General features: G+C 64.3%; 21 protein-coding genes. 7 read left to right on the top strand and 14 right to left on the bottom strand.

Features of this window, described 5'->3' with window-relative positions; all coding sequences use genetic code 11:
- Positions 1-524: 524 nt before the first annotated feature.
- From ACPYOD_RS15850 to ACPYOD_RS15840, 3 genes are read right to left on the bottom strand one after another with little or no spacing between them, the layout of a single operon-like run.
- A complete protein-coding gene (locus ACPYOD_RS15850) occupies positions 525-2,030 on the bottom strand; it encodes a serine hydrolase domain-containing protein (RefSeq protein ID WP_481302676.1) in 1,506 nt (501 codons plus the stop codon).
- A gap of 44 nt (positions 2,031-2,074) precedes the next feature.
- The gene (locus ACPYOD_RS15845; protein WP_481302682.1) at positions 2,075-3,658 is read right to left on the bottom strand and encodes a M56 family metallopeptidase; all 1,584 of its coding nucleotides are present in this window, start codon (positions 3,656-3,658) and stop codon (positions 2,075-2,077) included.
- Positions 3,658-4,032: a BlaI/MecI/CopY family transcriptional regulator gene (locus ACPYOD_RS15840; RefSeq protein WP_481302675.1), complete on the bottom strand. Its 375-nt coding sequence runs from the start codon at positions 4,030-4,032 to the stop codon at positions 3,658-3,660. Before ACPYOD_RS15840 ends, ACPYOD_RS15845 begins: the two co-directional genes overlap by 1 nt.
- Before the next feature lie 261 nt (positions 4,033-4,293).
- Here ACPYOD_RS15840 and ACPYOD_RS15835 point away from each other — a divergent pair, with 261 nt between their 5' ends.
- The 3 genes from ACPYOD_RS15835 to ACPYOD_RS15825 all read left to right on the top strand — a co-directional run bounded on the left by ACPYOD_RS15835 (position 4,294) and on the right by ACPYOD_RS15825 (position 7,300).
- Positions 4,294-5,523, top strand: a complete 1,230-nt coding sequence (locus ACPYOD_RS15835; protein ID WP_481302674.1) for a hypothetical protein — start codon at positions 4,294-4,296, stop codon at positions 5,521-5,523.
- A 170-nt stretch (positions 5,524-5,693) separates the two neighbouring features.
- Entirely contained in the window at positions 5,694-6,299 is a 606-nt protein-coding gene (locus tag ACPYOD_RS15830; RefSeq protein ID WP_481302673.1) for a hypothetical protein, read from the top strand.
- Positions 6,296-7,300, top strand: a complete 1,005-nt coding sequence (locus ACPYOD_RS15825; protein ID WP_481302672.1) for an MBL fold metallo-hydrolase — start codon at positions 6,296-6,298, stop codon at positions 7,298-7,300. Before ACPYOD_RS15830 ends, ACPYOD_RS15825 begins: the two co-directional genes overlap by 4 nt.
- Before the next feature lie 67 nt (positions 7,301-7,367).
- Here ACPYOD_RS15825 and ACPYOD_RS15820 read toward each other — a convergent pair whose 3' ends face one another.
- From ACPYOD_RS15820 to ACPYOD_RS15785, 8 genes are read right to left on the bottom strand one after another with little or no spacing between them, the layout of a single operon-like run.
- Positions 7,368-8,138: a 3-keto-disaccharide hydrolase gene (locus ACPYOD_RS15820; RefSeq protein ID WP_481302671.1), complete on the bottom strand. Its 771-nt coding sequence runs from the start codon at positions 8,136-8,138 to the stop codon at positions 7,368-7,370.
- 20 nt (positions 8,139-8,158) lie between these two features.
- Positions 8,159-9,070: a hydroxypyruvate isomerase family protein gene (locus ACPYOD_RS15815; RefSeq protein WP_481302670.1), complete on the bottom strand. Its 912-nt coding sequence runs from the start codon at positions 9,068-9,070 to the stop codon at positions 8,159-8,161.
- A complete protein-coding gene (locus ACPYOD_RS15810; RefSeq protein ID WP_481302669.1) occupies positions 9,067-10,122 on the bottom strand; it encodes a sugar phosphate isomerase/epimerase family protein in 1,056 nt (351 codons plus the stop codon). The genes ACPYOD_RS15815 and ACPYOD_RS15810 overlap by 4 nt, the downstream gene beginning before the upstream one ends.
- Position 10,123: 1 nt before the next feature.
- Positions 10,124-10,714 carry a gluconate 2-dehydrogenase subunit 3 family protein gene (locus tag ACPYOD_RS15805; protein WP_481302668.1) on the bottom strand — a complete coding sequence of 197 codons (591 nt, stop codon included), beginning with the start codon at positions 10,712-10,714 and terminating at the stop codon, positions 10,124-10,126.
- 11 nt (positions 10,715-10,725) lie between these two features.
- Positions 10,726-12,417, bottom strand: a complete 1,692-nt coding sequence (locus ACPYOD_RS15800) for a GMC oxidoreductase (RefSeq protein WP_481302667.1) — start codon at positions 12,415-12,417, stop codon at positions 10,726-10,728.
- Between the two features lie 10 nt (positions 12,418-12,427).
- On the bottom strand, positions 12,428-13,303 hold the full coding sequence (locus tag ACPYOD_RS15795; RefSeq protein WP_481302666.1) for a sugar phosphate isomerase/epimerase family protein: 876 nt from the start codon (positions 13,301-13,303) through the stop codon (positions 12,428-12,430).
- Positions 13,304-13,319: 16 nt separating this feature from the next.
- Complete coding sequence (locus ACPYOD_RS15790) at positions 13,320-14,528, bottom strand: nucleoside permease (RefSeq protein WP_481302665.1); 1,209 nt, start codon at positions 14,526-14,528, stop codon at positions 13,320-13,322.
- Complete coding sequence (locus ACPYOD_RS15785) at positions 14,525-15,715, bottom strand: Gfo/Idh/MocA family protein (RefSeq protein ID WP_481302664.1); 1,191 nt, start codon at positions 15,713-15,715, stop codon at positions 14,525-14,527. Before ACPYOD_RS15785 ends, ACPYOD_RS15790 begins: the two co-directional genes overlap by 4 nt.
- A 385-nt stretch (positions 15,716-16,100) precedes the next feature.
- Between ACPYOD_RS15785 and ACPYOD_RS15780 the strand changes: the two genes are divergently transcribed.
- Positions 16,101-17,096: a LacI family DNA-binding transcriptional regulator gene (locus ACPYOD_RS15780; RefSeq protein WP_481302663.1), complete on the top strand. Its 996-nt coding sequence runs from the start codon at positions 16,101-16,103 to the stop codon at positions 17,094-17,096.
- Here the strand turns inward: ACPYOD_RS15780 and ACPYOD_RS15775 are convergent.
- Both ACPYOD_RS15775 and ACPYOD_RS15770 read right to left on the bottom strand, forming a co-directional pair.
- Positions 17,093-18,673, bottom strand: coding sequence for a Gfo/Idh/MocA family protein (locus ACPYOD_RS15775; RefSeq protein WP_481302662.1), 1,581 nt, complete (start codon positions 18,671-18,673; stop codon positions 17,093-17,095). The genes ACPYOD_RS15780 and ACPYOD_RS15775 overlap by 4 nt on opposite strands.
- 97 nt (positions 18,674-18,770) lie before the next feature.
- Entirely contained in the window at positions 18,771-19,880 is a 1,110-nt protein-coding gene (locus tag ACPYOD_RS15770; RefSeq protein WP_481302661.1) for a glycosyltransferase family 9 protein, read from the bottom strand.
- A gap of 148 nt (positions 19,881-20,028) precedes the next feature.
- Between ACPYOD_RS15770 and ACPYOD_RS15765 the strand changes: the two genes are divergently transcribed.
- The gene (locus ACPYOD_RS15765; RefSeq protein ID WP_481302660.1) at positions 20,029-22,257 is read left to right on the top strand and encodes an alpha-N-acetylglucosaminidase; all 2,229 of its coding nucleotides are present in this window, start codon (positions 20,029-20,031) and stop codon (positions 22,255-22,257) included.
- Between the two features lie 13 nt (positions 22,258-22,270).
- On the opposite strand, the gene ACPYOD_RS15760 is transcribed toward ACPYOD_RS15765, so the two are convergent.
- Entirely contained in the window at positions 22,271-23,170 is a 900-nt protein-coding gene (locus ACPYOD_RS15760; RefSeq protein WP_481302659.1) for an SDR family oxidoreductase, read from the bottom strand.
- 33 nt (positions 23,171-23,203) lie between these two features.
- Between ACPYOD_RS15760 and ACPYOD_RS15755 the strand changes: the two genes are divergently transcribed.
- A complete protein-coding gene (locus ACPYOD_RS15755) occupies positions 23,204-23,779 on the top strand; it encodes a winged helix-turn-helix transcriptional regulator (RefSeq protein ID WP_481302658.1) in 576 nt (191 codons plus the stop codon).
- 149 nt (positions 23,780-23,928) lie between these two features.
- Complete coding sequence (locus tag ACPYOD_RS15750; RefSeq protein WP_481302657.1) at positions 23,929-24,228, top strand: hypothetical protein; 300 nt, start codon at positions 23,929-23,931, stop codon at positions 24,226-24,228.
- Positions 24,229-24,237: the final 9 nt, after the last annotated feature.

The raw sequence follows: 24,237 nt of genomic DNA, 5'->3' as shown, positions 1-24,237 counted from the left end.
GATCGTCGATCGCGAGGCCAGTTCGTTTTAGCGGCGAGGAGGCGGATCGGCAGGCGATCAATGGACGAATCGCCAGTTGTTAAGACGGAGTTAACCTAGCCGGATGGCCTCGTCTCGAGCGCGTTCGGAGCCCGAGGCCATCTGACCTAGCATGTACAAACTATTCTCCTGCCGTGACCGACCGGGCTCCATTACGGGGGAGGAACGGCCAGGTGCTCAAACTACGGGCATGTAGTGGGTACAAACTATGCCGATCCGTCCACGAGTCCGGGGTGGCGGAAGAAGTCTTTTTGCAGGTCGATAATGACCGTGACAACGGACATGCTCCCTCCTTTCGGCCCTACGCCGCGACCGTATCCTTTTCGGCGACATCAGGCAGCTAGGTCACCAACTTCTTATCGTAGCGAAGTTTGACTCCAGGTTCTCCTGGCGGCCCGCAGTTATGCTAGCGCGTTTGAGACCATGGGTTCTGGGTAAATCCCAAGTCGAGCAAGTCAAACAAGAGGCGCTGGATATCGGGTCGGTCAACTCCCTTTCGTCGTCGAAGGCATCGCCCTAACACGCACCAGCTTCATCGGCGGCCCACCTTCGATAAACATAAGACTCGAGAAATCCGGCGCAAATTCAGCCGTAACCCCCAACGACTCGGACCGAAAGCGCCTCGGCGACAGCGCAATCAGTCGTTCCGCAACGGGAGCACCAGCGTTGGCATACAACCCATCCGGCCGCGCCTCGATCGCGACATCGAGTCCACCACCCACGAAGCGGCCAGCGGCTTTCGAAAGCTCGGCGAGCGATAGTTTCTTCTCTTCGGTCGCCGGTACCGCGATCTCCGGCCAGCCATAATCTGCCGCGACGGCGCGAACCACTTCATCCATCAGTGGCCGGCCCTGATCCGAGTTGGCCAGAACCACGACTCCTTCGCCCTTTCCCGTGTAAGCGATCATGAAACTGCGAAATCCGGGGTTCACGCCATCGTGGCCGAACCGTTTTGGTTCGTTCGGATAAAGCGCGACGCCGAGCCCCCAGTTGTCCTTGACGGGCGTCAACATCTGCCGCGCCATGACGGGTGAAAGGCGGTGGCCGGTCTTGCCTTCCGCGGCGGCCTGGATGTCCACCAGCAATCGAGCGAGATCGCCTGCGGTTGTCCACAAGCCGGCGGGCGCCAGTTGGGGGGCTACAACGTAATTCCCGGGAATGGTCTCCCCGTTCTCATGACCGAACGCCATGTTTTCGAGAATGGCTGCCGACGGCGGCTGGGCGAAAGCGCTTCGCGTCATGCCAAGCGGACCCAATACTTCGCGTTGTGCGAGTTCCGCGAAGGGTGTATCGGTCACGTCGGAGAGGGCGAGTTGCGTCACCATGTAACCGCCACCGGAGTATTCGAACTGAGCTCCTGCCGGCAGGATGTTGCGCACGGGCCCGCTCTTGCTGGGTGGTACGCCGTCCAGGATCTGGACGGTCGTAGGCAGCGGTTCGCCGGGCTTGTAGCCGTCGAATCCATGCACTCCGAGTCCGGCGGTATGGCTCAACAACTGGCGGAGAGTCACGCCATCGGGGGCGAGCTTAGGGTCTTTCGGCAAGTGCCAGGACCGAAGCGCGTCGTTGATATTTGTGTCCAGCCCGATCTTTCCCTGCTCGGCCAGCCGCAGCGCAAGCACGGCCGTCACGACCTTACTGATGGACGCGGCCTGAAAGACCGTATCGGGGGTCACCGGCGCACAACTCGCGGCATCGCGCACACCCCAGCCACGCGCCCAGTCGAACTTGCCATGGTGGATAACGGCGACGCTGAGACCGGGCACTCCGTACTGGCGCATCCGCTCGGCAAGGGTGAATGGTTTATCGCCCCGCTTGATGATGGCAGGCTGCAGGTGTGTCTCGACGTAGCGCGTATGGGCATTGCTGGGGCCGCCTGCCGCTTCGTCGGGGGCGTGGCACTGCGCCGCCAGTACATAGCCTGGGATGGCCAGTGCTCCCGCGACGATTACCGAGCCGCGCAAGACGAGCCTCTGAAGCCTTCGCATCATGTGTCCCCTGTTCCACTGGTTGGGTGCCTACGTCCGCTACCGCCTCACTGGCGACGCATGACGACATTCGTGAGCAAGCCGCGCTTGTCGAGCTGGATGAACACCTGTTGCGCACCGTGTTCGTGTTGGACGTCGTAGATATCCCAGCCGTAGTCCGTGACGCCCTCGAACTTGTATGACTGGACCGGACCGAGGCGCGCGAGATAGTCCGCCGACGACGTCCGATTGCGCGCGAGTATCCTGGCCATCCCCGGCGCCAGACCGGCGCCGTTCTGCGAGTTGCTCAGCACTAAGTGCAGCGCCTTTTCACTCTCGGGAAAGGGCTTCTGTTCCTTCACCCTGGACGCCAGCTCCACGCGAATCCGTTCCGCCGTCGCCGGATCGACGCGTGGCGCGTCGATCACCGGCACATCGTGCTCATGCACTACGAGCGAACCGATTCCCCCATCTTGCCCTTTCACGAAATCCAGCGTGACGTCGATACTCGGCATGGAGAATTCATGCTCGTTGACGGTGGACACATCGATCGTTCCCTGTGCCAGGAACTGACCGATGGGCGTCGCGGCCAGTCCGCCCCCCTTGCGTTCTACCGTGAGAAGCGAATAGTCGCTGAGTGCGTAGAAGCCCGCGTAGGCATCGAGAAGGTCCGGGCTGACCGTCACCGTGTCGCTCACGGCCTGCCCAGGTACGGCAGGCGGCGTCACCTGAGCAGCAAAGACCACCAGGCCAAGAGCAAGACTGACCAGCGCGAACGACAGGGCGCGCGCCCATTTCCGTGGTGAGGACAGCATGATTCTTATCCGGCGTTCTAGGAATGACTTCGATTCCGACATCGCCGTGATCGCGCCGATGTACTCGGACTGGTTCTGCCCCACCTGGATCAGGGTCTCGCAGTAGCCGCCAACGTCGCCACCACCACTCAAAACCCGAGCATCGCAATCGACCTCGATCGCGCAGCGAAGGCGGTGAAACTGCCACCAGAGCAACGGGCTCCACGGCATTGACACGACGAACACCATCGCCACGGCGACGAGCAACGGGTCACGCGCCCTCAGGTGTGCTTGCTCGTGGGACATGATGTATCGCTGTTGTTCTGGCGGCTCTTCCATCACCCAAGCCGGTACAACGATGCGAGACCGAATCAGTCCGACGACGGCGGGCCCGACGCCCTCGGAAACGAGCACGGATACACCGCACAAGATTCCTGGCGCCCACTTGCGTTTACGCCGGTGGAACAGCACCGTGCCGATGCCAAGAAAGAGCATCAGCGTGAACGAGCTGGCCAGCCAGATGTCCGACACCATCGCGTTGATGCGCGTCGAGGATGCGTACGAGGCCGTGCCGCTCCAATCGATCGCCCTCGATGTCAGCGGGATCGAAGTGGCTTCGCGTAAAACCAGTGGCGCAGTGGACATGCCAGCCGCGGTAGACACTTCGCCCGCGAAGAACCCGAGCCGCGGTATGGAAATCGTAGCCATGGCGAGGGGCAGTAACACCGATACCGCGAGAGCTATGATCCACGGCCAGCGCGTTGGGAGCCGGCGATGCTTCGCCGCCTGCTCGGCAAGCAGCGCCGCCGCACCGAGGGCGACGGCGACAAGCACGGCGTAGACCATCCACGCAAGCATCAAGGCTTGTCCTTGCCATTCCGCTCCGCGAGCAGCTTGCGCATGCGGCTGATCTGCTCCGGGCTGAGCTTCTGGTCGGACACCAGGTGCGTGAAGAGCAATTCAGTGGACCCTTTGAAAAGCTTGTCGGTAAGGTGCTGCAATGCGTTCTTGCGCGCAGCCTGCTGCTTGACGCTGGCGAAGTAGCGGTGCCCGCGACCTTCCTCTTCGTAGCCGACGTAACCCTTCGCTTGCAGCGTCCGCAGCACCGTAAGCACCGTGGTGTAAGCGAGCTTGTCGGTCAGGCGCTCGCGGACTTCCGACACCAGCGAAGGGCCGTGGTCCCATAGCGCCTGCATGATGTCCGCTTCGCGGTCGGTGAGGGATATCTTCATGTGCGGCGGCCCGGCGACTATCTACTAGATGTGTAGTAGATATAGGCCGCTTCGCCCGCCATGTCAACTACATCCATAGTAGTCGCGGGAACCTCGCAGCAACCCCGATCGCCCTACGCATTCACCAAAGCTTGCGATAAACCGCCGCCACTGTTGCCCGAAAGACACCGCTGCGATGTGTCCGGCATGGCTACCCGGTTCCGGCCGCACTGCATAGTCTCCTGCTACCAAAGACCGTTGTGTCAGCAAGGGGATCATCCGATGCGTTTCCGAATTCTCACCACCGCTTGTCTCCTGGCTGCGTCATTGCCCGCCTTCGCCGCGGACATCGCGTCCATCTCCCGGCTGGAGGCCGGCCCGGACAACATGTTGTTCGTCGCCGACTGGAAAGAGGCCCGGATTCATGCCGTCGCGCTGCCTCCTGCGAGCCACGCGCCCGTCGGCAATGCCTTCAACATCATGGATCTGGAAGCGCTTCTGTCCCGACAGGTCGGCGGCGCGCGGATCACCGTCGAGGACATGGCGGTGCGCCCCGGCACGGGCGAGGTGTACGTGGCGATAAGTTACGGCGTCGCGAAGTCGCCTGCGCTGTTCGTGCTGACAAGCGACGGCAAGGCGCGGCGCTTCGATCTCAAGGCGGCACACGACACGTCCATCGCGTTGCGCAACGCGCCCACGACGAATGCCTCGTTCTGGAAAGAGACGCCGGAGCGGAGCTTCACCGTTACCGATATGAAGTGGCGCGCCGGCGAGTTGTTCGTGGCGGGCCTCTCCAACCAGGACTTCGCGTCGACGCTCCGGCGTATCCGCTACCCGTTCGACGACCAGGGTTCGGTGACTTCGGTCGAGATCTTCCACGGCGGGCACAACCTGGTCGAGACGCGCGCGCCGGTCCGGGCCATGAGCTTCACGAGCCTCGATGGCATTCCCTACCTCGTCGCGGCGTATACATGCACGCCTCTCGTGCTCATTCCCCTGACCGACCTCAAGGATGGCGCACACGTGCGGGGCAAGACCGTTGCGGAGCTGGGCTACGGCAACACGCCGGCGGACATGATTTCGTACTCCGTGACCAGCGAGGGAAAGCGAAGTGACCTCCTGATGCTGGTGAACTACAACCGGGTGTCGAACATCATTCCGCTCGACGAACTTGTAGCGGCGAAGAATCGTCCGGGTATCGAGACGCAGGTGCCGTTTGGACAGCTGGCAGGCGTGAATGTCATGCAGGCGCCCCTGGCTGGCGTGCTCCGCATCGATAACCTCGACGACGAGTCATTCGTCATGGTCCGCCGCGACCTGCAAAAGGATCGTTTGCAGATGGTGTCCATAGGGAAGGACCTCAGCTTCCGGCTGACCGACCATGTATCCGAATACGCATTTCCCGACTTCAGCTTCAAAGGCAACGATTTCCAGATCCAGAAAATCAAGCCGCGCCAGGATGTCCTGCTCAAGGCCGAAGGCTTCCCGGCTCTGATCAAGGACGTGGACTGACGGCCATGCGCGGTTCCCGGCTTCTCCATGCAGCCTGGGTACTCGCGACGGTTTCCGGGGCGTGTCAGGCCCAGGCACCGAGCGTCCCGTCGGTTCATCCGTCGGGAAGCCGTGTCCCCGCGAACCTGCTGCGGATATCCCTTGTCTTCCCGCATGCGCCGGCAGGCGAGATGTTGCCGCGGATCGCGCTGTCGCATGCGGACGGCCGTCCGCTCGACCGGCCGTTCCTGCCGCAGGAACTCTGGTCGCCCGACGGAAAGATACTCACGCTGCTTCTCCATCCCGGCCGGGTGAAGTCGGACCTCGTGGCGCGGCGGACGCTTGGTCCGATCCTCGAAGAGGGCGATGACATCGTGCTGTCGATCGACGGTCGACCGCTGAAGCACTGGCACGTCGGCGGTGCGGACGTGCAGGGTTCGCAGGTCGCGGCATGGCGCCTGTCGTCCGTTGCACCGGCATCGCGGCATGCCCTGGTGGTCACGCTCGATGATGCGATCGACGCGCGCGCCGCCGACTCTATCGCCGTGGCCGACCCGCAGGGGCAGCGCCTGGCGGGAACCGGACATCTCGGCCCGGGCGAAACCACATGGATTTTCGTGCCGGCCAAGCCATGGCGCGTCGGGATGTACCACCTCATGGTCCGCGGCACGGTCGAGGATCCGTCCGGAAATCGCCCCGCCACGTCATTCGAATCTTCCGGCTCCGCCGGGGATTCGGCAACGCCGACCGATCTGTCGATCCCTTTCCACGTCAACGCTTCGCCGAGGTCTTCATGAAACTTCATCTGCGACACACCGTTACACGACTGCTCTTCTCGGTGCTTATCGGCACGACCAGCGCAGCCACGTTTGCCCCGGCTCATGCCTCCGCACCCCTGCTCGGCGGCCAGGCACCGGGTTTCTACCGGATCATGGTCGGCGACATCGAGGTCACCGCCCTCAGCGATGGAACGGTCGACTTTCCGATGGACACACTGCTCGTGGGCGCATCAGCCGACGAGATCCGCTCCGCCTATAAGAAGGCATTCCTGCGCCTGCCGGCCGAGTCGTCGATGAACCAGTTCCTGGTGAACACCGGAAGCAAGCTGGTGCTGGTGGATGCCGGTGCGGGTGCGTTCTTCGGCCCGACGCTCGGCAACACGGTAGCGAGCCTTCGCGCTGCCGGCTATACGCCCGAGCAGGTCGACGAGGTCGTGATCACGCACATGCACGTCGACCATACGGGCGGCCTCGTGCACGATGGGAAGCGCACTTTCCCGAACGCCGTCCTGCGCATCGCTCGCGCCGATCTCGACTTCTGGATGAATCCCGCCAATGAAGCGAAGGCGCCTGAGGGCGTACGTCCCAGCTTTCCGGCGGCGCAGAAGGCACTGAAACCGTACATCGCCGCGGGCAAACTGGAACCGTTCGACGGCGCCACCCAGATCGTTCCGGGCATCCGGGCCGTGCCGGCTCCGGGCCACACCGCAGGCCACACGTACTTCCTGATCGAGAGCAAGGGGCAGGAACTTCTCGCCTGGGGCGACGTGGTTCACGCGGCTCCTGTCCAGTTCGCTCATCCGTCGGTGCGCATTGCGTGGGACAGCGACGACCGCGCCGCGGAAGCCGCCCGAGAGAAAGTATTCGCCGACGCGGCAACAGGCGGATACATCGTTGCCGGCGCGCACCTGCCGTTTCCCGGCCTTGCCCATGTGGTACGAGCCAGCGATGGCGAGGGCTATGTCTTCGTGCCGGTCACCTACTCGGTGAATCGAAACTCGATGCCGCCCGCGAAATGAATCGCGGTGCGACGTTGCTAGGTGATCGTCACGGGCGCGGCGAACGCGCCCGATACCCGGCCGTCAGTTAAAGCGGCCTCACCCAGATATTCCGAAAACTGATCGGCTGCGAGTGGTCCCCGTGCGCCTGCAGCTTGATCGGTGCATCGGTATAAGCCTTGTACTTCGGCTTGCCGATGTAGAAGGTCTCACCGGTAAGCTCGGTATGGTTCTGCACCAGCACGCCGTTATGGAACACCGTGACGTACGCCGGCGATTTCACCGAGCCATCGGCTGCGAACACCGGCGCCGTCCACACGATGTCGTAGGTCTGCCATTCGCCCGGCTTGCGCGCGGCGTTCACGAGCGGCGCCGCCTGCTTGTAGACGCTCGCGGCCTGCCCGTTCACATAGGTCTTGTTCTGGTACGAATCCATGATCTGGACTTCGTAGCCTTCGTCGCCGGGGCCGGTGGAAGCGAGGAAGACGCCGCTGTTGCCGCGCCCCTGCCCTTCGCCGGTGATGTCCTTCGGAATCTGCCACTCCAGGTGCAGCTGGTAATTGCGGAAGTGCTGCTTCGTCTGGATGTTGCCGGTGGTCTTGTCCACGGTCACCACGCCGTCGTGCACTTTCCAGTGCGCGGGCGAGTGATCTTTCGACGCTTCCCAACCGGCGAGGTCGCGGCCGTCGAAGAGCACCACCGCATCGGACGGCGGTGCGCTTTCCTTGGCACCCGGCGTCACGACCTTGGGTACTGGCTCCCACTGTTCCGTGGCCTTCGGGTCGTCCTGCGCCAGCGCACACGTCGAACCGACGATGGAAAGAGTGACGGCGAGGGCTGTCGAGGTGAAACGCTTCATCGGCATTCCTTGGTCAGAGTTCATACCGTGCACGTCCTGAACGCGTCGGCAAACGATTCGAAGGGATCCGGGTGCGACGGCATGAATTCATGCGCGAGGTAGCCCTGGAAGTTCAGGTCCGCGATGGCCGTGGCGATGGCGCGGTAGTTGAGTTCCTGCGTGCCGTCGATCTCATGGCGACCCGGCACGCCACCGGTATGGAAATGGCCGATCCACTGGATGTTGTCGCGGATGGTGCGGATTACGTCGCCTTCCGAAATCTGCATGTGGTAGATGTCGTAGAGCAGTTTCACGCTGGGCGAGTTCACACCCTTGGCCACCGCCACGCCGAACGCGGTCCTGTCGCCCTGGTAGCCGTGATGGTCCACCTTGCTGTTCAGAAGCTCGACGTGGAGCGTGATGCCATTTTCCGCCGCATAGGGCGCGATCTTCGAAAGCCCGGCAACGCAGTTGTCGATGGCCTGCTGCTCGTCGATACCCGCCTTGCGGTTGCCGAACATGGTGATCAGGTTGGTCACGCCGGCGCGCTTCGCGAGCGGGATCGTGGTTTCGATTTCCTTGATCAACGCGGCGTGGTTGGCCGGATCGTTGAAACCCATTTCGATGAAGTTCTCCCGCTTGGCGGGATACCCCATCGATACCGCCAACCCGTTATCCGTCACCACGGACCACTCGTCGGCGTAGAGCAGATCCACGGCCACGAAGCCGATGCCCTTCAGGCGCTTGCACAGCTCGGGCAACGGCGCCTTGGAGGTCCAGCGGCTCAGCGACTGCTTGAGGCGTCCGGGGCCTGCCTTGCCTGGTGCCGCCTTGCCGGCGCGCGTTTCGGCGGAGGCGATCAGCGGCGCGGCACCGAGCGCGGCGGCAGCCGTCGCGAGATGGCCCAGCATGGCGCGGCGGCGGCTGTCGGGGGAGTGGTCCGGTATGGTCATTCGAGCCCCAGGATGGTGCGGTTGAAGGCGCGGTCGCTGCCGCTCGAGGCAAAGTCGTCGAAGGCGCGCTCCGTGACCTTGATGATGTGCTTGCGAATGAAAGGCGCACCTTCCATCGCGCCCTGCTGTGAATCCTTGATGCAGCATTCCCACTCGAGCACGGCCCAGCCGGGATAGTCGTACTGCGCCAACTTGCTGAAGATGGCGCCGAAGTCGATCTGCCCGTCGCCGAGCGAGCGGAAACGCCCCGGCCGGTCGATCCAGTCCTGATAGCCGGCATACACCCCGGAGCGTCCGTTGGGCCGGAACTCGGCGTCCTTCACGTGGAAGGCGCGGATGCGCTCATGGTAGTTGTCGATGAACTGCAGATAGTCCATCTGCTGCAGCACCATGTGGCTCGGGTCGAACAGGATGTTGGCGCGCGGGTGGTGATCCACCGCGTCGAGGAAGCGCTCGAACGTGACGCCGTCGTGCAGGTCCTCGCCGGGATGCAGTTCGTAGCAGACGTCGACGCCCACCTCGTCGAACGCATCGAGAATCGGCTTCCACCGCCTGCCGAGTTCCGCGAAGGCCTCGTCGATCAGGCCGGCTGGACGCTGCGGCCATGGATAGAACAGGTGCCATGCCAGCGCGCCGGAGAACGTGGCGTGCGCGGTCAGGCCGAGGTTGCTGCTGGCCTTGGCGGCAAGCTTCAGCTGCTGCACTGCCCATGCCTGGCGCTGCGGCGTATGCCCGCGCAACGCCGGTGGCGCGAAGCCGTCGAACAACCGATCGTAGGCGGGATGCGATGCCACCAGCTGCCCTTGCAGGTGCGTGGACAGTTCGGTCACCACGAGCCCGTGTTCGGCCAGCGTGCCTGCGATGTCGTCGCAGTAGGTCTTGCTTGCCGCCGCCTGCTCCAGGTCGAACAGGCGGCGATCGTTGGACGGGATCTGCACGCCAACGAAACCGAGCGACGACGCCCAGCGGGCGATCGAGGGCAGCGTGTCGAACGGCGATTCGTCCGAGGCGTACTGGGCAAGGAAGATGCCTGGGCCCTTGAGTGTCTTCATGTCAGATCTTCAGTTCGGTCTCGACGGCCCAGGCCTTGCCGTTGCCCGCCTGCGTCAGCGGAATATCGCCCTTCCAGGCGCCGGGCACCGGGTCGTACTGGAGCACCTGCGTGCAACCCGGCTGCGACAGGAAGAAGCCGAGCATCGTGAGCTTCTTGCTCATCAGCACGAAGTCGGCCTCGGGCGACAGCTTGCCGCCGACGGGCACCGCCACCGCTTCCTTGTGCAGCCTGGTCACCAACGCCTTGCGCTGCGCGGGATCGAGCTGGAGGAAGGGCTTGCCACCGGCCTTGTCGAAGGCGGCCATGGCGGTGAGGTAACGGGTCTGGTCCGCCTTGGTATAGGCGGCGAAGAACATCTGGTCGATGAACAACGGAACGCCCGCGTCCACCGCTCCCGGCGTGTCCGTGCGCGGGATCACGATGTCCGCCACGACGCCCACCAGGCTGTACTGCTCCGGCTTGAAGAACTGGGGCTTCGCACTCGGCTTCTGCGATGCGGCATGCGCGTCGAGCACCGCCAGTAACGACGGGCCCGCGACGGCCCCGACGGCCAGCACGGACATGCTTTTCAACCATTCGCGACGATTCATGGGCATGATCCTCAGATGTTGCCGCGCTTGAGTTCTTCCACGGCGTGGTTGGCCGCGCGTGCGGTCAGCGCCATGTAAGTCAGGGACGGGTTCTGGCAAGCGGACGACGCCATGGCCGAGCCGTCGGTCACGTAGACGTTCTTGCAGGCGTGCATCTGGTTCCAGCCGTTGAGCACCGAGGTCTTCGGATCGCGGCCCATGCGCGCGGTACCCATTTCATGGATGCCGGCGCCGACGTTGGCCTGGATCTTGAAGGATTTCACGTCGCGATAGCCGGCGGTGTTGAACATCTCCAACGCGTCGTCGATGATCGCCTTGCCGATCATGAGCTCGTTTTCCTGGTGCGCGGCGTCGAAGTTGAGCACGGGCAGGCCGTACTTATCCTTGTGGTTGCGGTCCAGCGTCACGTAGTTCTTGTGGGAAGGCAGCATTTCGCCGAAGCCCATCATCGAGACATACCAGGGGCCGGGTTCCTGCGCGGCACGCTTGAGTTCCTCGCCGAGCGCCTGCTGATCGACCAGGCGGGTCCAGTCCTGGCGGCCTGCACCGCCCTGGTAACCGAATCCGCGCAGGTACTTCTGCTTGTCGGTGCCGACGTTGCGATAGCGCGGAATGTAGAAGCCGTTGGGACGACGGCCCGAGTAGTAGCGGTCTTCGTGGCCCTCGACCATGGCGCGCGCGCCGCTGCCGAAGATGTGGTCCATGATGTTGTGGCCGAGCTCGCCACTGTCGTTGCCGAACCCGTTGGGGAAACGGCTGGACGTCGAGTTCATCAGGATGTGCGCGGTACCGAAGGTGGAGGCGCACATGAAGATCACGCGCGCGAAGTACTCGGTCTGGTGGCCGGTCTCCGCATCCAGCACGCGCACGCCCGTGGCCTTGCCCTTGTCGTTGTCGTAGATCAGCTCGTAGACGATGGCGTTGGTCACCATCGTCATGTTGCCCGTGCGCTCCGCGGAAGGCAGCGTGGACGAGTTGCTGCTGAAGTAGCCGCCGAACGGACAACCGCGCATGCACAGGTTGCGATACTGGCAGGTGCCGCGCTGTGGACTCTGGTCGTGCTTCAGCGGCGCGGACAGGTTGGCGGTGCGCCCGATGATGAGCTTGCGCTTGAACTTGGCGTCCAGCTTGCCCTGGAAGTCCTTCTCCACGCAGTTGAGTTCCATGGGCGGCAGGAAATCGCCGTCCGGCAGCTGCGCGAGGTGGTCGGTGTTGCCGCTGACGCCGATGAAGTGCTCGACGTGGTCGTACCAGGGAGCAAGATCGTCGTAACGGATCGGCCAATCCACGCCCACGCCTTCCTTGCCGTTCGCCTCGAAGTCCATCTGGCTGAAGCGGTAGCTCTGCCGGCCCCACATCAAGGAGCGTCCGCCGACGTGGTAGCCGCGGAACCAGTCGAACGGCTTCGTTTCCTCGTACGGATTGTCGATGTCGTCGGCGAACCAGTGCTTGGTGGACTGGGTGATGCCGTAGAACGACGGGCGCGTGTGCTTGGGCCACCGCGCGATGTCCGCCTGCGTCGGCTCGTCGCCGTACGGCAGTTCCCACGGTGCCTTCATGGCCGTGGGGTAATCGAGATGCTTGACCATCGGGCCGCGATCGAGGACGAGCGTCTTCAGGCCTTTCTCGGTCAGTTCCTTGGCGGCCCAGCCGCCGCTGACGCCGGTACCGACAACGATGGCGTCGAATGTGTTCTTTTCCATGCCTTTCCCTTCAGCGCAGCGGGCGCAGGTAGTCGTAGTCGACGCGCGCGGCGTCAAGTGAGCTCATGCGGGCGAACGGCCCCTCCTGTTCGACGAAGCAGTGCTTCAGTCCGGAGGCGTCGGCTGCCGCCATGATCGGTTTGTAGTCGAGCCTGCCGTGGCCCAGTTCGGCGCCCGGGTAATCCTTTTGGTCGCCGCGCAGGAAGTCCTTCGCGTGCATCAGCGGGATGCGGCCCGGGTTGGCCTTGAAGTAGTCGGCCGGATTCTTGCCGCCGGCGGCAACCCAGCCACAGTCGAGCTCGAAGTGCACGAGCTTCTTGTCCGTTTCCTTCAACAGCACGTCGTAGAACACCTGCCCGCCACCCACGTCCGAGAACTCGGCATGATGGTTGTGGTACGCGTACTTGAGGCCGGCCTTGCTGGCCTTCTCGCCGAGTCGGTTGGCGTACTCGGCCGTGCGCTTCGCATCGTCCAGCGTATACCTCGGCTCGCCCGACTTCCCCGCTTCCTTCTGCATGATCGACGGCAGCATGCTGCTGACGATGTAGGTCGCGCCAAGCGTGTGCGCGGCGTCGATGCCGGCGTCGAAACCCATGCTGTCAAAGTGCATGCTCGGACACGCCAGGCCGGCTGCCTTCAGCTGGTCGCGCAGCTCGCCGGCCGTGCTGAGGACGATGGCCTCGATCTCCGTGTAACCGATCGACTTCAGTGTCTTGAGCGTGCCGGCCGGATCGCTCTTGTAGGCATCGAGCACCATGTAGAGCTGGATGCCCATGCCCTTGCCCTTCGACGCGCCGGCAAGGAGCCTTCCCGGCGCGCCAAGGCCAAGCCCGAGCGCCGCGCCGCAGAGTGCGGAGCGCGCAAGAAACTGCCTGCGATTCATCATGTGGTGGTCTCCCGAATCAATGGGTGCCGGCGACGGCAGTGGCGGCGGCGGTGGCCTTGCGATCCTTGAAGAGCAAGACGAAGAGCGCGAAGACGAAGGCGGCGAAGGTGCCGGCGATGATCCAGATGGCATGCCAGTCGTGCGTCGCGTCGCTGCGCGTATAGGTTTGCACCACGATGCCGGACAGCCACGAACCGACGAACATGCCGAGGCCGTAGGTCAGGAAGGTGATGAGCCCCTGCGTGGCCGCGCGCAATGCGGGCGGAGCCTCGCGGTCGATGTAGATCTGCCCCACCACGAAGAAGAAGTCGAAGCAGACACCGTGCAGCACGATGCCGAGCCAGAGCATCCACATCAACTCGCCGGTGCCGCCGAAGGCGAACAGGCCATAGCGCACCACCCAGGCCAGCATGCCCACGGCGAGCATCCACTTCACGCCCAGGCGGCGGAAGAACCAGGGAATGAGGAGCATGAAGAACAGCTCCGACATCTGGCCGCCGGTCATCTTGCCGGCTGCGTTCACCACGCCGGCTTCGTTGAGGAAGAGGTTGGTGAAGGCGTAGTAGAACTGCAACGGGATGCAGATCAGAAACGAGGCGAGGGCGAATATCGCCATCGAGCGCTCGCGCAGCAGGTGCAGCGACTCGAGCGGCAGCACGTGGCGCAGTTCGAACCGCGTGTTGCGCGCCAGCGGCGGCGTCGGGGGCAAGGTGAAGCAGTAGCCCGCCAGCACGACGGAAAGGCCGGCCGCCAGGAGAAGAGGCGACGCCGTGGCTTCCACGCCCCATGCGCCGACGGCGAGCCCGACGAGGATCCAGCCGATGCTTCCGAACACGCGGATCGCGCCGAATTCTTCCTGCGGGTCCTTGATGTGCCGCATGGCCAGCGAGGCCGTCAGGGCCAGGGTGGGCATGTAGCAGAGGCTATAGGTGAGCAGCGGCGCGTAGACCAGCGCGAACGTGGTCTGTTGCGAGGCGATGACGAGCAGCACCGCGCCGAGGAGGTGCAACAGGGTGAGCACGCGGCGCGTGTCGAACAGGCGGTCGGCAAGCAGCCCCACGAACAACGGCGAGATGATCGCGCCGACGGCCGTGGTCCCCGCGACGGCACCGATTTCCGTGCCGGTGAAGTGCAGCGTCTTGCCGAGCCAGGTGCCGACCGTGACGTACCAGGCACCCCAGATCCCGAACTCGAACAGCATCATGACTCTAAGGCGCCACTTCATCCGCGTTTCCTCGTTGTGCGTTTGGGTTCGAGGGGGTCTTCGACCGCTTGCCACTGCCCTCCGGCCGCGTGGCTCTTGAGCATCGCGTCCACCACGAGGCTGTTGCGATAGCCATCGGCGAACGTGGGTAGCGCCAGGGGTTTCTTCTCCGGCCGGGCACCGCTGCGAATCCACGCGTAGGCGTCCGCGATCACATTGCGGAACGCGTCCGCCCAGGCTTCGGGGTGACCGGCGGGAAGGTGGGCATAGCCGCGGGCGGACGGATCCAGCTGCGACGGGTCGCGCGTGAGCACCGCGTTCGCCTTGGCGTGATGGCCGAGCCAGAGTTCGTTGGGCTGCTCCTGGCGCCACGCAAGCGAACCTTCGCGGCCGTTGACCTCCAGGCGCAGGTCGTTCTTGTGGCCCGGGAGCACCTGGCCCACGGTGACGCAGCCGCGCGCACCGTTGTCGAAGCGCAGCAGCACGCTGGCCAGATCCTCGCTGGTGATCTTGCGTCGCTTGCCGGCGGTTTTCGCCGCACCCGCGAAGGCTTTCGCCGAAGCATCCGGCGCTTCGCGCTCCGGCACCACCGTGTGCAACTCGGCCAGCACGGCGACGATGCGCGCGCCGGTCACATGTTCGGCCAGGTCGCACCAGTGCGAACCGATATCCCCCAGCGCGGAACTGGCCCCGCCCAGCTTGGGATCGAGACGCCACGTGTATGCGCGCTCGTCGGTGAGCCAGTCCTGCAGGTAGCAACCGTGCACGAACACGCTCCGCCCGATCTTGCCCTTGGCGATCATCGCGCGCGCCTGCTGCACCAACGGATAGCCGCGATAGTTGAAGGTGACGACGTGGGCCACGTTCGCACTGCGTGCGGCCTCGTGAAGCTCTCGCGCCTCCTGCATCGTGGCTGCCAGGGGCTTGTCGGAGATCACGTGCTTGCCGGCCCGCAACGCCGCCAGCGAGACCTCCCGGTGCAGATGGTTCGGTGTGGTGTTGTGCACCACGTGCACGGCGGGATCGGCCAGCAGTTCGCGGTAGCCCGCGTATGCCTGCCCCGCGTTCAGTTCGCGCGCCCGCTTTTTCGCGGATTCGAGACTGGAGCCGGCGATGCCGACCACTTCGACATTGCCCAGGCGCCGCACGGCGTCGAGATGGTGCGCGGCGATGAAGCCGGGCCCGACGAGTCCCATGCCGAGCTTCATCGATCGGTGGTCCTGGCGCTTGTCGACATCGACTGGCTTGCCATGTTTTCCCCCGACGGCCCAACCGCCGTCGAAATGTATTCGATTACATCCAGCGGTCCGCAGGCCTGGAGCCCATTCACCCGCATGGCGTTCGTCTGTTCCCCCCGGGTGCCTGCTGGCAGGCTCCGGAACATGCCAAGATGTAGCAGATGGGTGAAGAAGCCCGCAACGGTTTTATGTAATCCATTACATTGCGGTGCAACATAACGGCGCATATCGGCTCCTGTCGTCCGATATGCCGCCGCCAGCCAAAGGGTGGAAACGCGTGAGTCCAGAGGGATCCCGGCGAAAGAGGCGAGGCGTCGACGGCCAACGCGCCGATGTTGCGCCGCAGCCTGCTCGCGTGCGAACGGTGAAGGAAATCGCCGCCATCGCAAAGGTTTCAGTGGCAACCGTTTCCCGCGCACTGCAACGTCCCGAGGTGGTGAGCGAAGAAACGCGGCGGCGCATCCATGAGGTCGTCAAGCGTCTCGGCTACACGCCCAACGCGCTGGCCCGCAATCTGCGCACCGCGCGGACACGGCTGGTCGTCGCCCTGCTTCCCGACATCGCCAATCCGTTCTTCTCGGAGGTGATCCGCGGCATAGAGCAGGTGGCCTACGAGAATGGCTACTCCGTGCTCCTGGGCGAAACGCAGAGCAACCTGGTGCGCGAACAGGCCTATGCCGACATGGTCGCGGCCCGACAGGCGGACGGCATCATCACCATGTTCCATCGCATCCCGGCGATCCCCGTCGAGGGCCGCCTGCCGCTCGTGAATGCCTGCGAGTACGTCAAGGACAGCGCTATCTCGAGCGTCTATGTCGACAACGCCGCGGCGGCGTCCGCGGCGGTCGATTACCTCGTGGCCCTGGGGCACCGCGACATCGCGTTCATCGCAGGCCCCTCGTCCAGCCCGATCTGCGTCGACCGCGAGCAGGGTTACCGCCTGGCGCTGCAGCGGGCGAACCTCGCCGTCAATCCCGCCCTGACGGCCATCGGAGACTTCTCCATCGAAGCCGGCGAACGCGCCGTCGAATTGTTGCTGTCGCAAGGCCAGTCGTTCAGCGCGGTGTTCTGCTCCAACGACGAAATGGCCATCGGCGCGATGCGCGCCCTGCTCTCCCGTGGATTCCGCATCCCCGAAGACGTCTCGGTCGTGGGGTTCGACGACATTCGCTATTCCCGCTATACATCGCCGGCGCTCACCACCGTCTCGCAGCCGAAAACCGCGCTGGGACGCGAAGCCATGACGATGCTGATCGAGATCCTCAACGACCCGGAGGTACCACCGCGGAAGCGCGTGCTGTCCGCCGAACTGGTGGTACGCGGGTCGACCGGGCCTTGGGGTGAGCGCTAAAGCGTCCAGCCCTGGCGATACTCGCGACGCAGGAACTGGTTGGCTTCCGACCGGTTGGTGACGCGCATGTTCTGCGCGTCGTACTCGATCCTGCCACCTGCGCGAAGCGCCAACACACCCAGCAGCATTACTTCCGTCAGCTGCGCGGCATACGAGAACGGCGACGAAGCCTGACCCTTGCCCTTGCAGGCGTCCACCCAGTTCATCTCGTGCGAGGTCGTGATGCGCGCGAGTTTCCGCGGGGGCGTGCCCACTGCGTCGTGCAGCGACTGCGGCAACAGGCGGGGGTTGTCGCCGTAGGTTTCGTGGATCAGCTTGCCCTTGCTGCCGACGTAGAGGACGCCGCCGTCCTTCATCTGTCCGGCTCCCATCGCCTCCAGGCCCGGCGGCAGCAACGCGCCGTCGTACCAGGTGAGCTTCACCGGCGGCAGGCTGCCGCGCGCCGGGAAGTCGAAGTAGGTCATCGTCGCCATGGGGTACGACTCGTGGTTGAACGGCGTCGAGACCGTTTCCACCGACGTGGGGAAGCCCAGGTTCAACGACCAGAACGGCGAATCGATGAGGTGCGCGCCCATGTCGCCGATGGCGCCCACGCCCCAGTCCACCCAGCCGCGCCAGTTGAACGGATGGTAGAGGGGGTGGTATTCCACGACGGGGCCGGGGCCGAGGAAGAGGTCCCACTCGAGGCCTTGCGGCTTCGGGTAGTTACCGGCCATGGCGTTGGCGAGCCGGGCCATCACGGCGTCCATGTCCCAGCTCGCATCGTCGGGTTTCGCCACCGGCCGCGGGCGCGGAATGCCCTGTGGCCAGTACGCCAACGGACGATTCGTCCAGGCGTGTACCTCGCGCACTTCGCCGATCGCCCCGGCCGCGATGTATTCGTTGATCAGCCGGGCGTCGTCGGTGGAGTGGCCCTGGTTGCCCATCTGCGTGACGATCCGGGGGTTTTCCTTTGCCTTCCTGGCGAGTTCCCGGGCTTCGTGAATCGACCATGTGAGCGGCTTCTGCACGTACACGTGCTTGCCGAGGCTCATGGCCGTGCTGGCGATCGTGGCGTGCAAATGGTCGGGTGTGGCGATGACCACCGCGTCGATGTCCTTCTGCTCCTCGAGCATCCGGCGGAAATCGGTGTGGCGCTTGATCGAAGCGTACTTGCGGGAAAGCAGTTTCGTCTGCTCGATCTTGTCCTGCAGCTTCTTCCGCTCGGCTGGGGTTTTCGCATTGTCGAGGCGCGCCTGGGTCTTCCCCAGGCCGGTGAACATCCTTTGGAACGACTTGTCGGTATAGCCCCAGTCCACGTCGCACAGGGCGACGATGTTCTCACCCGCCAGCGCGAGGATATTCTGCCCGCCCATGCCGCCGACGCCGATGCCGGCGATGTTCAGTCGATCACTGGGCGCCGTATGGCCCGTGCCACCGAGGATATGGCGGGGCACGATCATCAGTCCGGTCGCGGCAAGCGCCGTGCCAGCAAGGAAGTTGCGGCGCGAGATCTTCACGCTCGCCTGCTCGTCTACGGGCGCCGCTGCTGAAGGCTGGGCGAGCTGCTCTTTCCCGGTCTTGGAATTGTCCGACATATGCGCTGCGATCTCCGTTTGGCTATCAGGAAGCGGTCGGGACAAAGCCCGGATCCCCTAAGGAAGCCAGAGTTCTTAGCGCAGATTGCGGCAAGATTCAAATGCGCGCGCGATTTTCCAGACGCGCGAGGTGCGCCGCCACCTGGCGTGCCGCGAGTCGCGGACAGCCGTCGTCGCACACGATGGCGGCGTTGCCACCACCATAGGGACCATAGCGCGCCGGATCGGTCGGACCGAACAAACCCACGGTGGTCGCCCGCGTCGCCGCGGCAAGGTGCATCACGCCACAATCCGCGCTGACGTAGGTACCCGCAGCCTCGATGAATGCAGCCAGCTTGCGCGGGTCGCTCGTGTAATAGGTGGGATAACCGCCACCAAGCCGCGATGCACCGTCGGCGGACACGAGTTCGATCACGCACACCACTCCGCGCTGGGCGACGAGTTCCGTGGTGAAATCGTGCCACCAGTTCGGCGCCAGGAGTTTCGAGCCGGTGGCATTGGGGAAAATGGCCAGCTTCGGAAGATCGCGCTCCTTCACACCGCGCAGGACACGCGCAAGCGCGTCTTGTCCCTTGCACCGCTCGGACTCGGTCAGGCGAAGATCGAGCGAAGGCACCTCTCCTTCTTCCATCACTCCAAGTGCCCAGCGCAACGCGTGCACCGGACGGGCCGCCAGGTGCCGGGTCTGTCCATGCGTCGGCATGGCCTCGGTGCGAAGCTGCAGGCGCGCGTTCGCCAGCGCACCCGCCAGCTGGCCCGAGGAAGAACCGGCGGCGGCATCGATCACCAGGTCGTACCGGCGCGCGCGCAATTTCCGGAGCGCGCGGAATGTCGCCAGCGGATGGCGTATCGCGCGCCGGTCGAGCGTCGTGCAGTCGCCCACGATGTCGAAGCCGCGGAACACGGCGTTGGCAGCGGAACCTGCCGACAGCAGGTCCACCTCGGCGCCCGGGAAGCGCCGTTCGATTTCGACGAGCAGTGCCGTCAGCAGCACGGTGTTGCCCAAGCGATGATTCGGACGGCACACGAGGATGCGCTGGATTCGCTCGGAGGCGAGGCGGCCGGCGCCGACCAGATTCGACGGCGGCGGAACGAGGTGCTTCGCCATCCATGCCGCGACGCGTCGGCGTCGCACAGCCAGGTCGCCGTGCAAGGGCTTGCGGCCCGGCTCGGCCGCCGCTGGAGGAGACAAAGACGCACTGCGCATGACCGTGCACCTGCAGGAAGGTGTGAGCACGGTGCCAGAGCAAGCTTACGTCCACCTGTGGAGAATGTGACGCGTAGATTTCCGTTCAGCGGCCGATGCGGTTACGGTTGGCGGTCAGGGCGGCGTTTTTCCGAAGGGGTCGACACGAATGCATCGAGACAAGGCATCGACGCGCGGGCGCAGCATGCGTCGCGTTCTCATTCCGGCCGTCTGCGCCGTCGCGCTCGCTTGCAGCGCAGTGACGCAGCAGGCGCTGGCGCTGGCGGTGACGCCCTCGTCATCCGTCGATGCCGTGTTCAACGTGGCGCCGGCGCGCGCGGCCATCGAGCGCCTGGTCGGAAAGGCCCACGCCGACCAGGTTCAACTTCGGGCGATGGCTAAAGGGCAGAACGATCGCTTCCGCATCCTCGGCGAGAAAGGCCATCTGGTCGTCGAGGGCACCAGCCCGGCCACGCTCGTGGCCGGCTTCGGCTGGTACCTGGAGTACGTGGCGCACGCGAACATCTCGCTGGCCGGCGAGCAGCTGAATCTTCCCCGCGAGTTGCCGCTGCCGACGTCGCCCATCGAGCACGAGGCCAACGGTGCAAACCGCTTCGCGCTGAACGATGTGGACGAGGGTTACACGGAGCCCTACGCCGATTGGAGTTATTGGGAGCACAAGATCGACGTGCTGGCGCTGCGCGGCATCAATCAGGTGCTCGTTTATCAAGGCCAGGAAAAGGTCTACGAGGAAGCCTTCCAGCGTTTCGGCTACACGCGCGACGAACTGCTCGCTTGGATCCCGCAGGCGGCGCACCAACCCTGGTGGCTGCTGCAGAATCTCTGTTGCTCGCCGACGCCCATCGCGCAGGACATCGTCGACCGCCGTGCGGACCTCGCGCGCAGGATGGCGGACCACCTGCGGCAGCTCGGCATGATTCCCGTCTTCCCCGGCTTCTACGGCACGGTGCCGCCGGAATTCGCGAAACGCAATGCAGGCGCGCATGTGGTGCCCACCGGCGAGTGGGATGGCTACAAGCGTCCGGACTGGCTAGATCCGAACGATCCGATATTCGCAAAGGTTGCCGCCGAGTTCTATCGCCGGCAGACGGCGCTGTTCGGCGAGAGCACCATGTACAAGATGGATCCGCTGCATGAGGGCATCGAAGGCGGCGACCACGGCGGCATCGACCTCGTCGGCGCCACTCGCGGCATCCAGGGCGCGCTCGAGCGTGCCCATCCGGGTGCCATATGGGTACTGCTGGGGTGGGAGACCAATCCCTTGCCGCCGATCGTCGAAGGCCTGGACAAGGCGCATGCGCTGGTCGTGGATGGCGAATCCGAAGCGGTGCTGGCCGACGCCGACAGGGAAGCCGAATGGAAAGGGACGCCCTATGCCTTCGGCACCATCTGGAACTTCGGCGGGCATACCAACATCGGCGCCAATCTTTCCGTATGGAACGAACGGTTCTGGCAATGGAAGACGAAGGCCGGCAGCAGGATGGATGGTGTGGCCCTCATGCCGGAAGCCAGCGACAACAATCCGGCCGCGACCGCCTTCTTCACCGAACTGGCGTGGCGCTCGGAACCGGCGGATGTCGACGAATGGTTCCGGCAATGGGCATGGCGCAGGTACGGCGGCACGGCACCGGACCCGCATGCCGTCGCGGCGTGGCACATCCTGCAACGGTCCGCTTACCATCTGCCCGCCACGTGGGACAGCAAGTACCAGACCGGGTACTTCGAACTCACGCCGAGCCTGTACGCGCACACGCTGCCACTGGACTACGATCCGCTGGAGATCGACCGCGCCCTTGCCGAGCTGCTCCAGGTGGCGCCGACGTTGCGTCAAAGTTCGGCCTATCGTCACGACCTCACGGACCTGGCCCGTCAGGCGCTGGCGGTGCGTAGCCGGCTCATGCTTCCGAAAATCAACGAAGCCTTCGAGGCACGCGACGTGGACCGGTTCGACCGGCTCACCGAGCAATGGCTGCAGTCGATGAAGCAGCTGGATGCCGTACTCGGCACGAACCGGCATTTCATGCTGGGCCCGTGGCTCGCTCGTGCGAAGGCGTATGCGAAGACTCCCGCCAACTGGGAGGCTGTCAATTACGACGCTCGCTCGCTTATCACCATATGGGGACGCCCGGACGTCGCCGACTATGCGCGGCGTGAATGGCAGGGCCTGGTGGGGGACTACTATTACGCCCGCTGGCAGCTTTACTTTGACTCGCTGAAGAAGGCGCTGCGCACGGGCGGGAAGGTGGAAAAGATCGACTGGTATGCGTTCGGCGAGAAGTGGGCGCATGAGCAGAAGGCGTATCCGACCGAACCGAGTGGCGACATCCACGCGCTTGCCACCCGGGTCCTGGCGGAAAAGACGAACGCGACGAACTGACCTGCGGCGCGCTTCAGTGCCGACCGCTCAGCGCCTCCCTGTTCGCCACGACCCACTCGGCGAATGGCTGCGGCTGCGTCCCGGTAATCCGCTTGAAATCCTCCGTGACGGTGCCGGCGCGCCCAGCGGCCGTGTTGATGTCGAAGGACGCGAGCAACCGTGCCACGGCCTCCGGCATTCCGGCTTCCACCATGCCTTTGACGAGTGCTTCCGCCGATACCGGAACGACCTGGAGCGGGCGCTCGAGTACACCGGCGATGATGGCTGCCTGTTCGGCGGTCGTCAGCGCCTCGTGTCCGCTGAGCGTATAGATCGCCTTCTCCATATACGGGCCGGCCAGCACGATGGCCGCCGCATGCGCCAGGTCGTCGCGTGAGATGTTCGCAAGCTTGCCGTCACCGGCCGCACTGAACCACTTGCCTCCGTGCGCCAGGATCGAAGGAATGGAGTGGAACAGGTTCTCGAAGTACCAATGGTTGCGCAGCACCGTCCATCCCGGCAGCGCGCTGCCGGCGAGCGCGGCTTCGGTACCCTCATGGTCCGGCGCGATCAGCACCGGCGAGTCTTTCGGCTCGGGCATCGACGTGTAGACCACGTGCGAGATGCCCGCACGCGTCGCGGCCTCGACGGCACGCGTGTGCTGGGCCAGACGATGACCCGGCTTGTCCGTCGCGTCGGTGCTGATGAGGAGCAGGCGGTCCGCACCGCGGAACGCTTCGTCCAGCGAGGCCGAGTTGTCGAAATCCGCCGCGCGAACGGTCACGCCGCGGTCGCGCCATGCGGAGAGCTTCTCAGGCTTGCGGGTGGTGGCGATGATGCGGTTGGGCGGCACGCCAAGTGTTTCGACCAGGAAGTGCAGTACGCGCTGACCGAACTGGCCGGCGGCTCCCGTGACGAGAAGCGAAGAGGACATGGGGCAAACTCCTGAGACGAAGGCAGGCAGCGGGTGACCCCGGCGCCGGGAATCTGGTTACTTTTCGTAACCTGGTATTGCGATGAAGCCAAGTTCTGCTACGTTCCCAGAGCAGGCGCATGGAGACAAGAAGGGAGATGGAAGTCACCCGGTTACTTCGAAGTAACCGGTACGTCGCCGGCGCACCGCCAGGACACCAAAGGCCCCACCATGAACACGCACACGTCCACCCTTTCCAGGATCGACACCGAAACCGACGACTGCCCCATTCGCGATGTACTGGATCGCATGGGCGACAAGTGGAGCATGCTGGTGCTGTTCAAACTGGAATCGGCCGGTACCTTGCGCTTCACCGCGTTGAAAGCACTGATCCCGGATATTTCCCAGCGCATGCTCGCCCAAACGCTACGCCACCTGGAGCAGGATGGCCTGGTATCGCGCACCGTGCATCCGACGCGACCGCCACGCGTCGAATATGCGCTGACGCCGCTGGGTTCGTCGTTCCTTGAGCCCATGCAAGGCCTGCTGCTCTGGGCACAGCAAAACCATGCGCGTGTCCGCGCCTCCCGAGAGGCTTATGTTGCTCCGCAGCCCAATACGGCGCTTTGACTTTCTCGACCGGCTCCGACTCTGTCTCAAGCGTTATTGATATCGGACCACGCACTACGCGGTTAGCGATTCACGCGCGCGCAAGGAAGCGAAATGCACACTCCGGGTCGCAATGAACCCGGCCTCGTGCCTCGTACGGAGAGAGATCCATGCGCCATTCCGCCATTCTGCTGGCCGCTTCGCTCGGCCTTGCCCTCACCTCCCAGGCCTTCGCCTCCGACCGCCCCGATCCCGGCAAGCTGACCACGCGCTGCCTCGATGAAGCGGCCGAGAAGTTCGATGTGAAGAACGACTACATCCAGCTCCAGCCGGTCAAGGCTTCCGACTCGGGTTACTCGATCTCGGGCACGGCCGATGCGGGCATCGACGGCAAGAAGAACTTCACCTGCGAGTTCAACAAGAAGGGCAAGCTCGCCAACCTCGTTCCGGAAGGCAAGTACTGTCTCTAATACACATCT

It is taken from the genome of Luteibacter sp. HAY1-4A, from assembly GCF_056755355.1.
The sequence above is the reverse complement of the archived record's forward strand: the minus strand, read 5'-3'. Positions and strand labels throughout refer to the sequence as shown.

What these genes read in the sequence shown, in the direction of transcription:
- ACPYOD_RS15850 (WP_481302676.1), bottom strand. Translation starts at nt 2,030, where the DNA reads ATGATGCGAAGGCTTCAGAGGCTCGTCTTGCGCGGCTCGGTAATCGTC.
- ACPYOD_RS15845 (WP_481302682.1), bottom strand. Translation starts at nt 3,658, where the DNA reads ATGCTTGCGTGGATGGTCTACGCCGTGCTTGTCGCCGTCGCCCTCGGT.
- ACPYOD_RS15840 (WP_481302675.1), bottom strand. Translation starts at nt 4,032, where the DNA reads ATGAAGATATCCCTCACCGACCGCGAAGCGGACATCATGCAGGCGCTA.
- ACPYOD_RS15835 (WP_481302674.1), top strand. Translation starts at nt 4,294, where the DNA reads ATGCGTTTCCGAATTCTCACCACCGCTTGTCTCCTGGCTGCGTCATTG.
- ACPYOD_RS15830 (WP_481302673.1), top strand. Translation starts at nt 5,694, where the DNA reads ATGTTGCCGCGGATCGCGCTGTCGCATGCGGACGGCCGTCCGCTCGAC.
- ACPYOD_RS15825 (WP_481302672.1), top strand. Translation starts at nt 6,296, where the DNA reads ATGAAACTTCATCTGCGACACACCGTTACACGACTGCTCTTCTCGGTG.
- ACPYOD_RS15820 (WP_481302671.1), bottom strand. Translation starts at nt 8,138, where the DNA reads ATGAAGCGTTTCACCTCGACAGCCCTCGCCGTCACTCTTTCCATCGTC.
- ACPYOD_RS15815 (WP_481302670.1), bottom strand. Translation starts at nt 9,070, where the DNA reads ATGACCATACCGGACCACTCCCCCGACAGCCGCCGCCGCGCCATGCTG.
- ACPYOD_RS15810 (WP_481302669.1), bottom strand. Translation starts at nt 10,122, where the DNA reads ATGAAGACACTCAAGGGCCCAGGCATCTTCCTTGCCCAGTACGCCTCG.
- ACPYOD_RS15805 (WP_481302668.1), bottom strand. Translation starts at nt 10,714, where the DNA reads ATGAATCGTCGCGAATGGTTGAAAAGCATGTCCGTGCTGGCCGTCGGG.
- ACPYOD_RS15800 (WP_481302667.1), bottom strand. Translation starts at nt 12,417, where the DNA reads ATGGAAAAGAACACATTCGACGCCATCGTTGTCGGTACCGGCGTCAGC.
- ACPYOD_RS15795 (WP_481302666.1), bottom strand. Translation starts at nt 13,303, where the DNA reads ATGATGAATCGCAGGCAGTTTCTTGCGCGCTCCGCACTCTGCGGCGCG.
- ACPYOD_RS15790 (WP_481302665.1), bottom strand. Translation starts at nt 14,528, where the DNA reads ATGAAGTGGCGCCTTAGAGTCATGATGCTGTTCGAGTTCGGGATCTGG.
- ACPYOD_RS15785 (WP_481302664.1), bottom strand. Translation starts at nt 15,715, where the DNA reads ATGAAGCTCGGCATGGGACTCGTCGGGCCCGGCTTCATCGCCGCGCAC.
- ACPYOD_RS15775 (WP_481302662.1), bottom strand. Translation starts at nt 18,673, where the DNA reads ATGTCGGACAATTCCAAGACCGGGAAAGAGCAGCTCGCCCAGCCTTCA.
- ACPYOD_RS15770 (WP_481302661.1), bottom strand. Translation starts at nt 19,880, where the DNA reads ATGCGCAGTGCGTCTTTGTCTCCTCCAGCGGCGGCCGAGCCGGGCCGC.
- ACPYOD_RS15765 (WP_481302660.1), top strand. Translation starts at nt 20,029, where the DNA reads ATGCATCGAGACAAGGCATCGACGCGCGGGCGCAGCATGCGTCGCGTT.
- ACPYOD_RS15760 (WP_481302659.1), bottom strand. Translation starts at nt 23,170, where the DNA reads ATGTCCTCTTCGCTTCTCGTCACGGGAGCCGCCGGCCAGTTCGGTCAG.
- ACPYOD_RS15750 (WP_481302657.1), top strand. Translation starts at nt 23,929, where the DNA reads ATGCGCCATTCCGCCATTCTGCTGGCCGCTTCGCTCGGCCTTGCCCTC.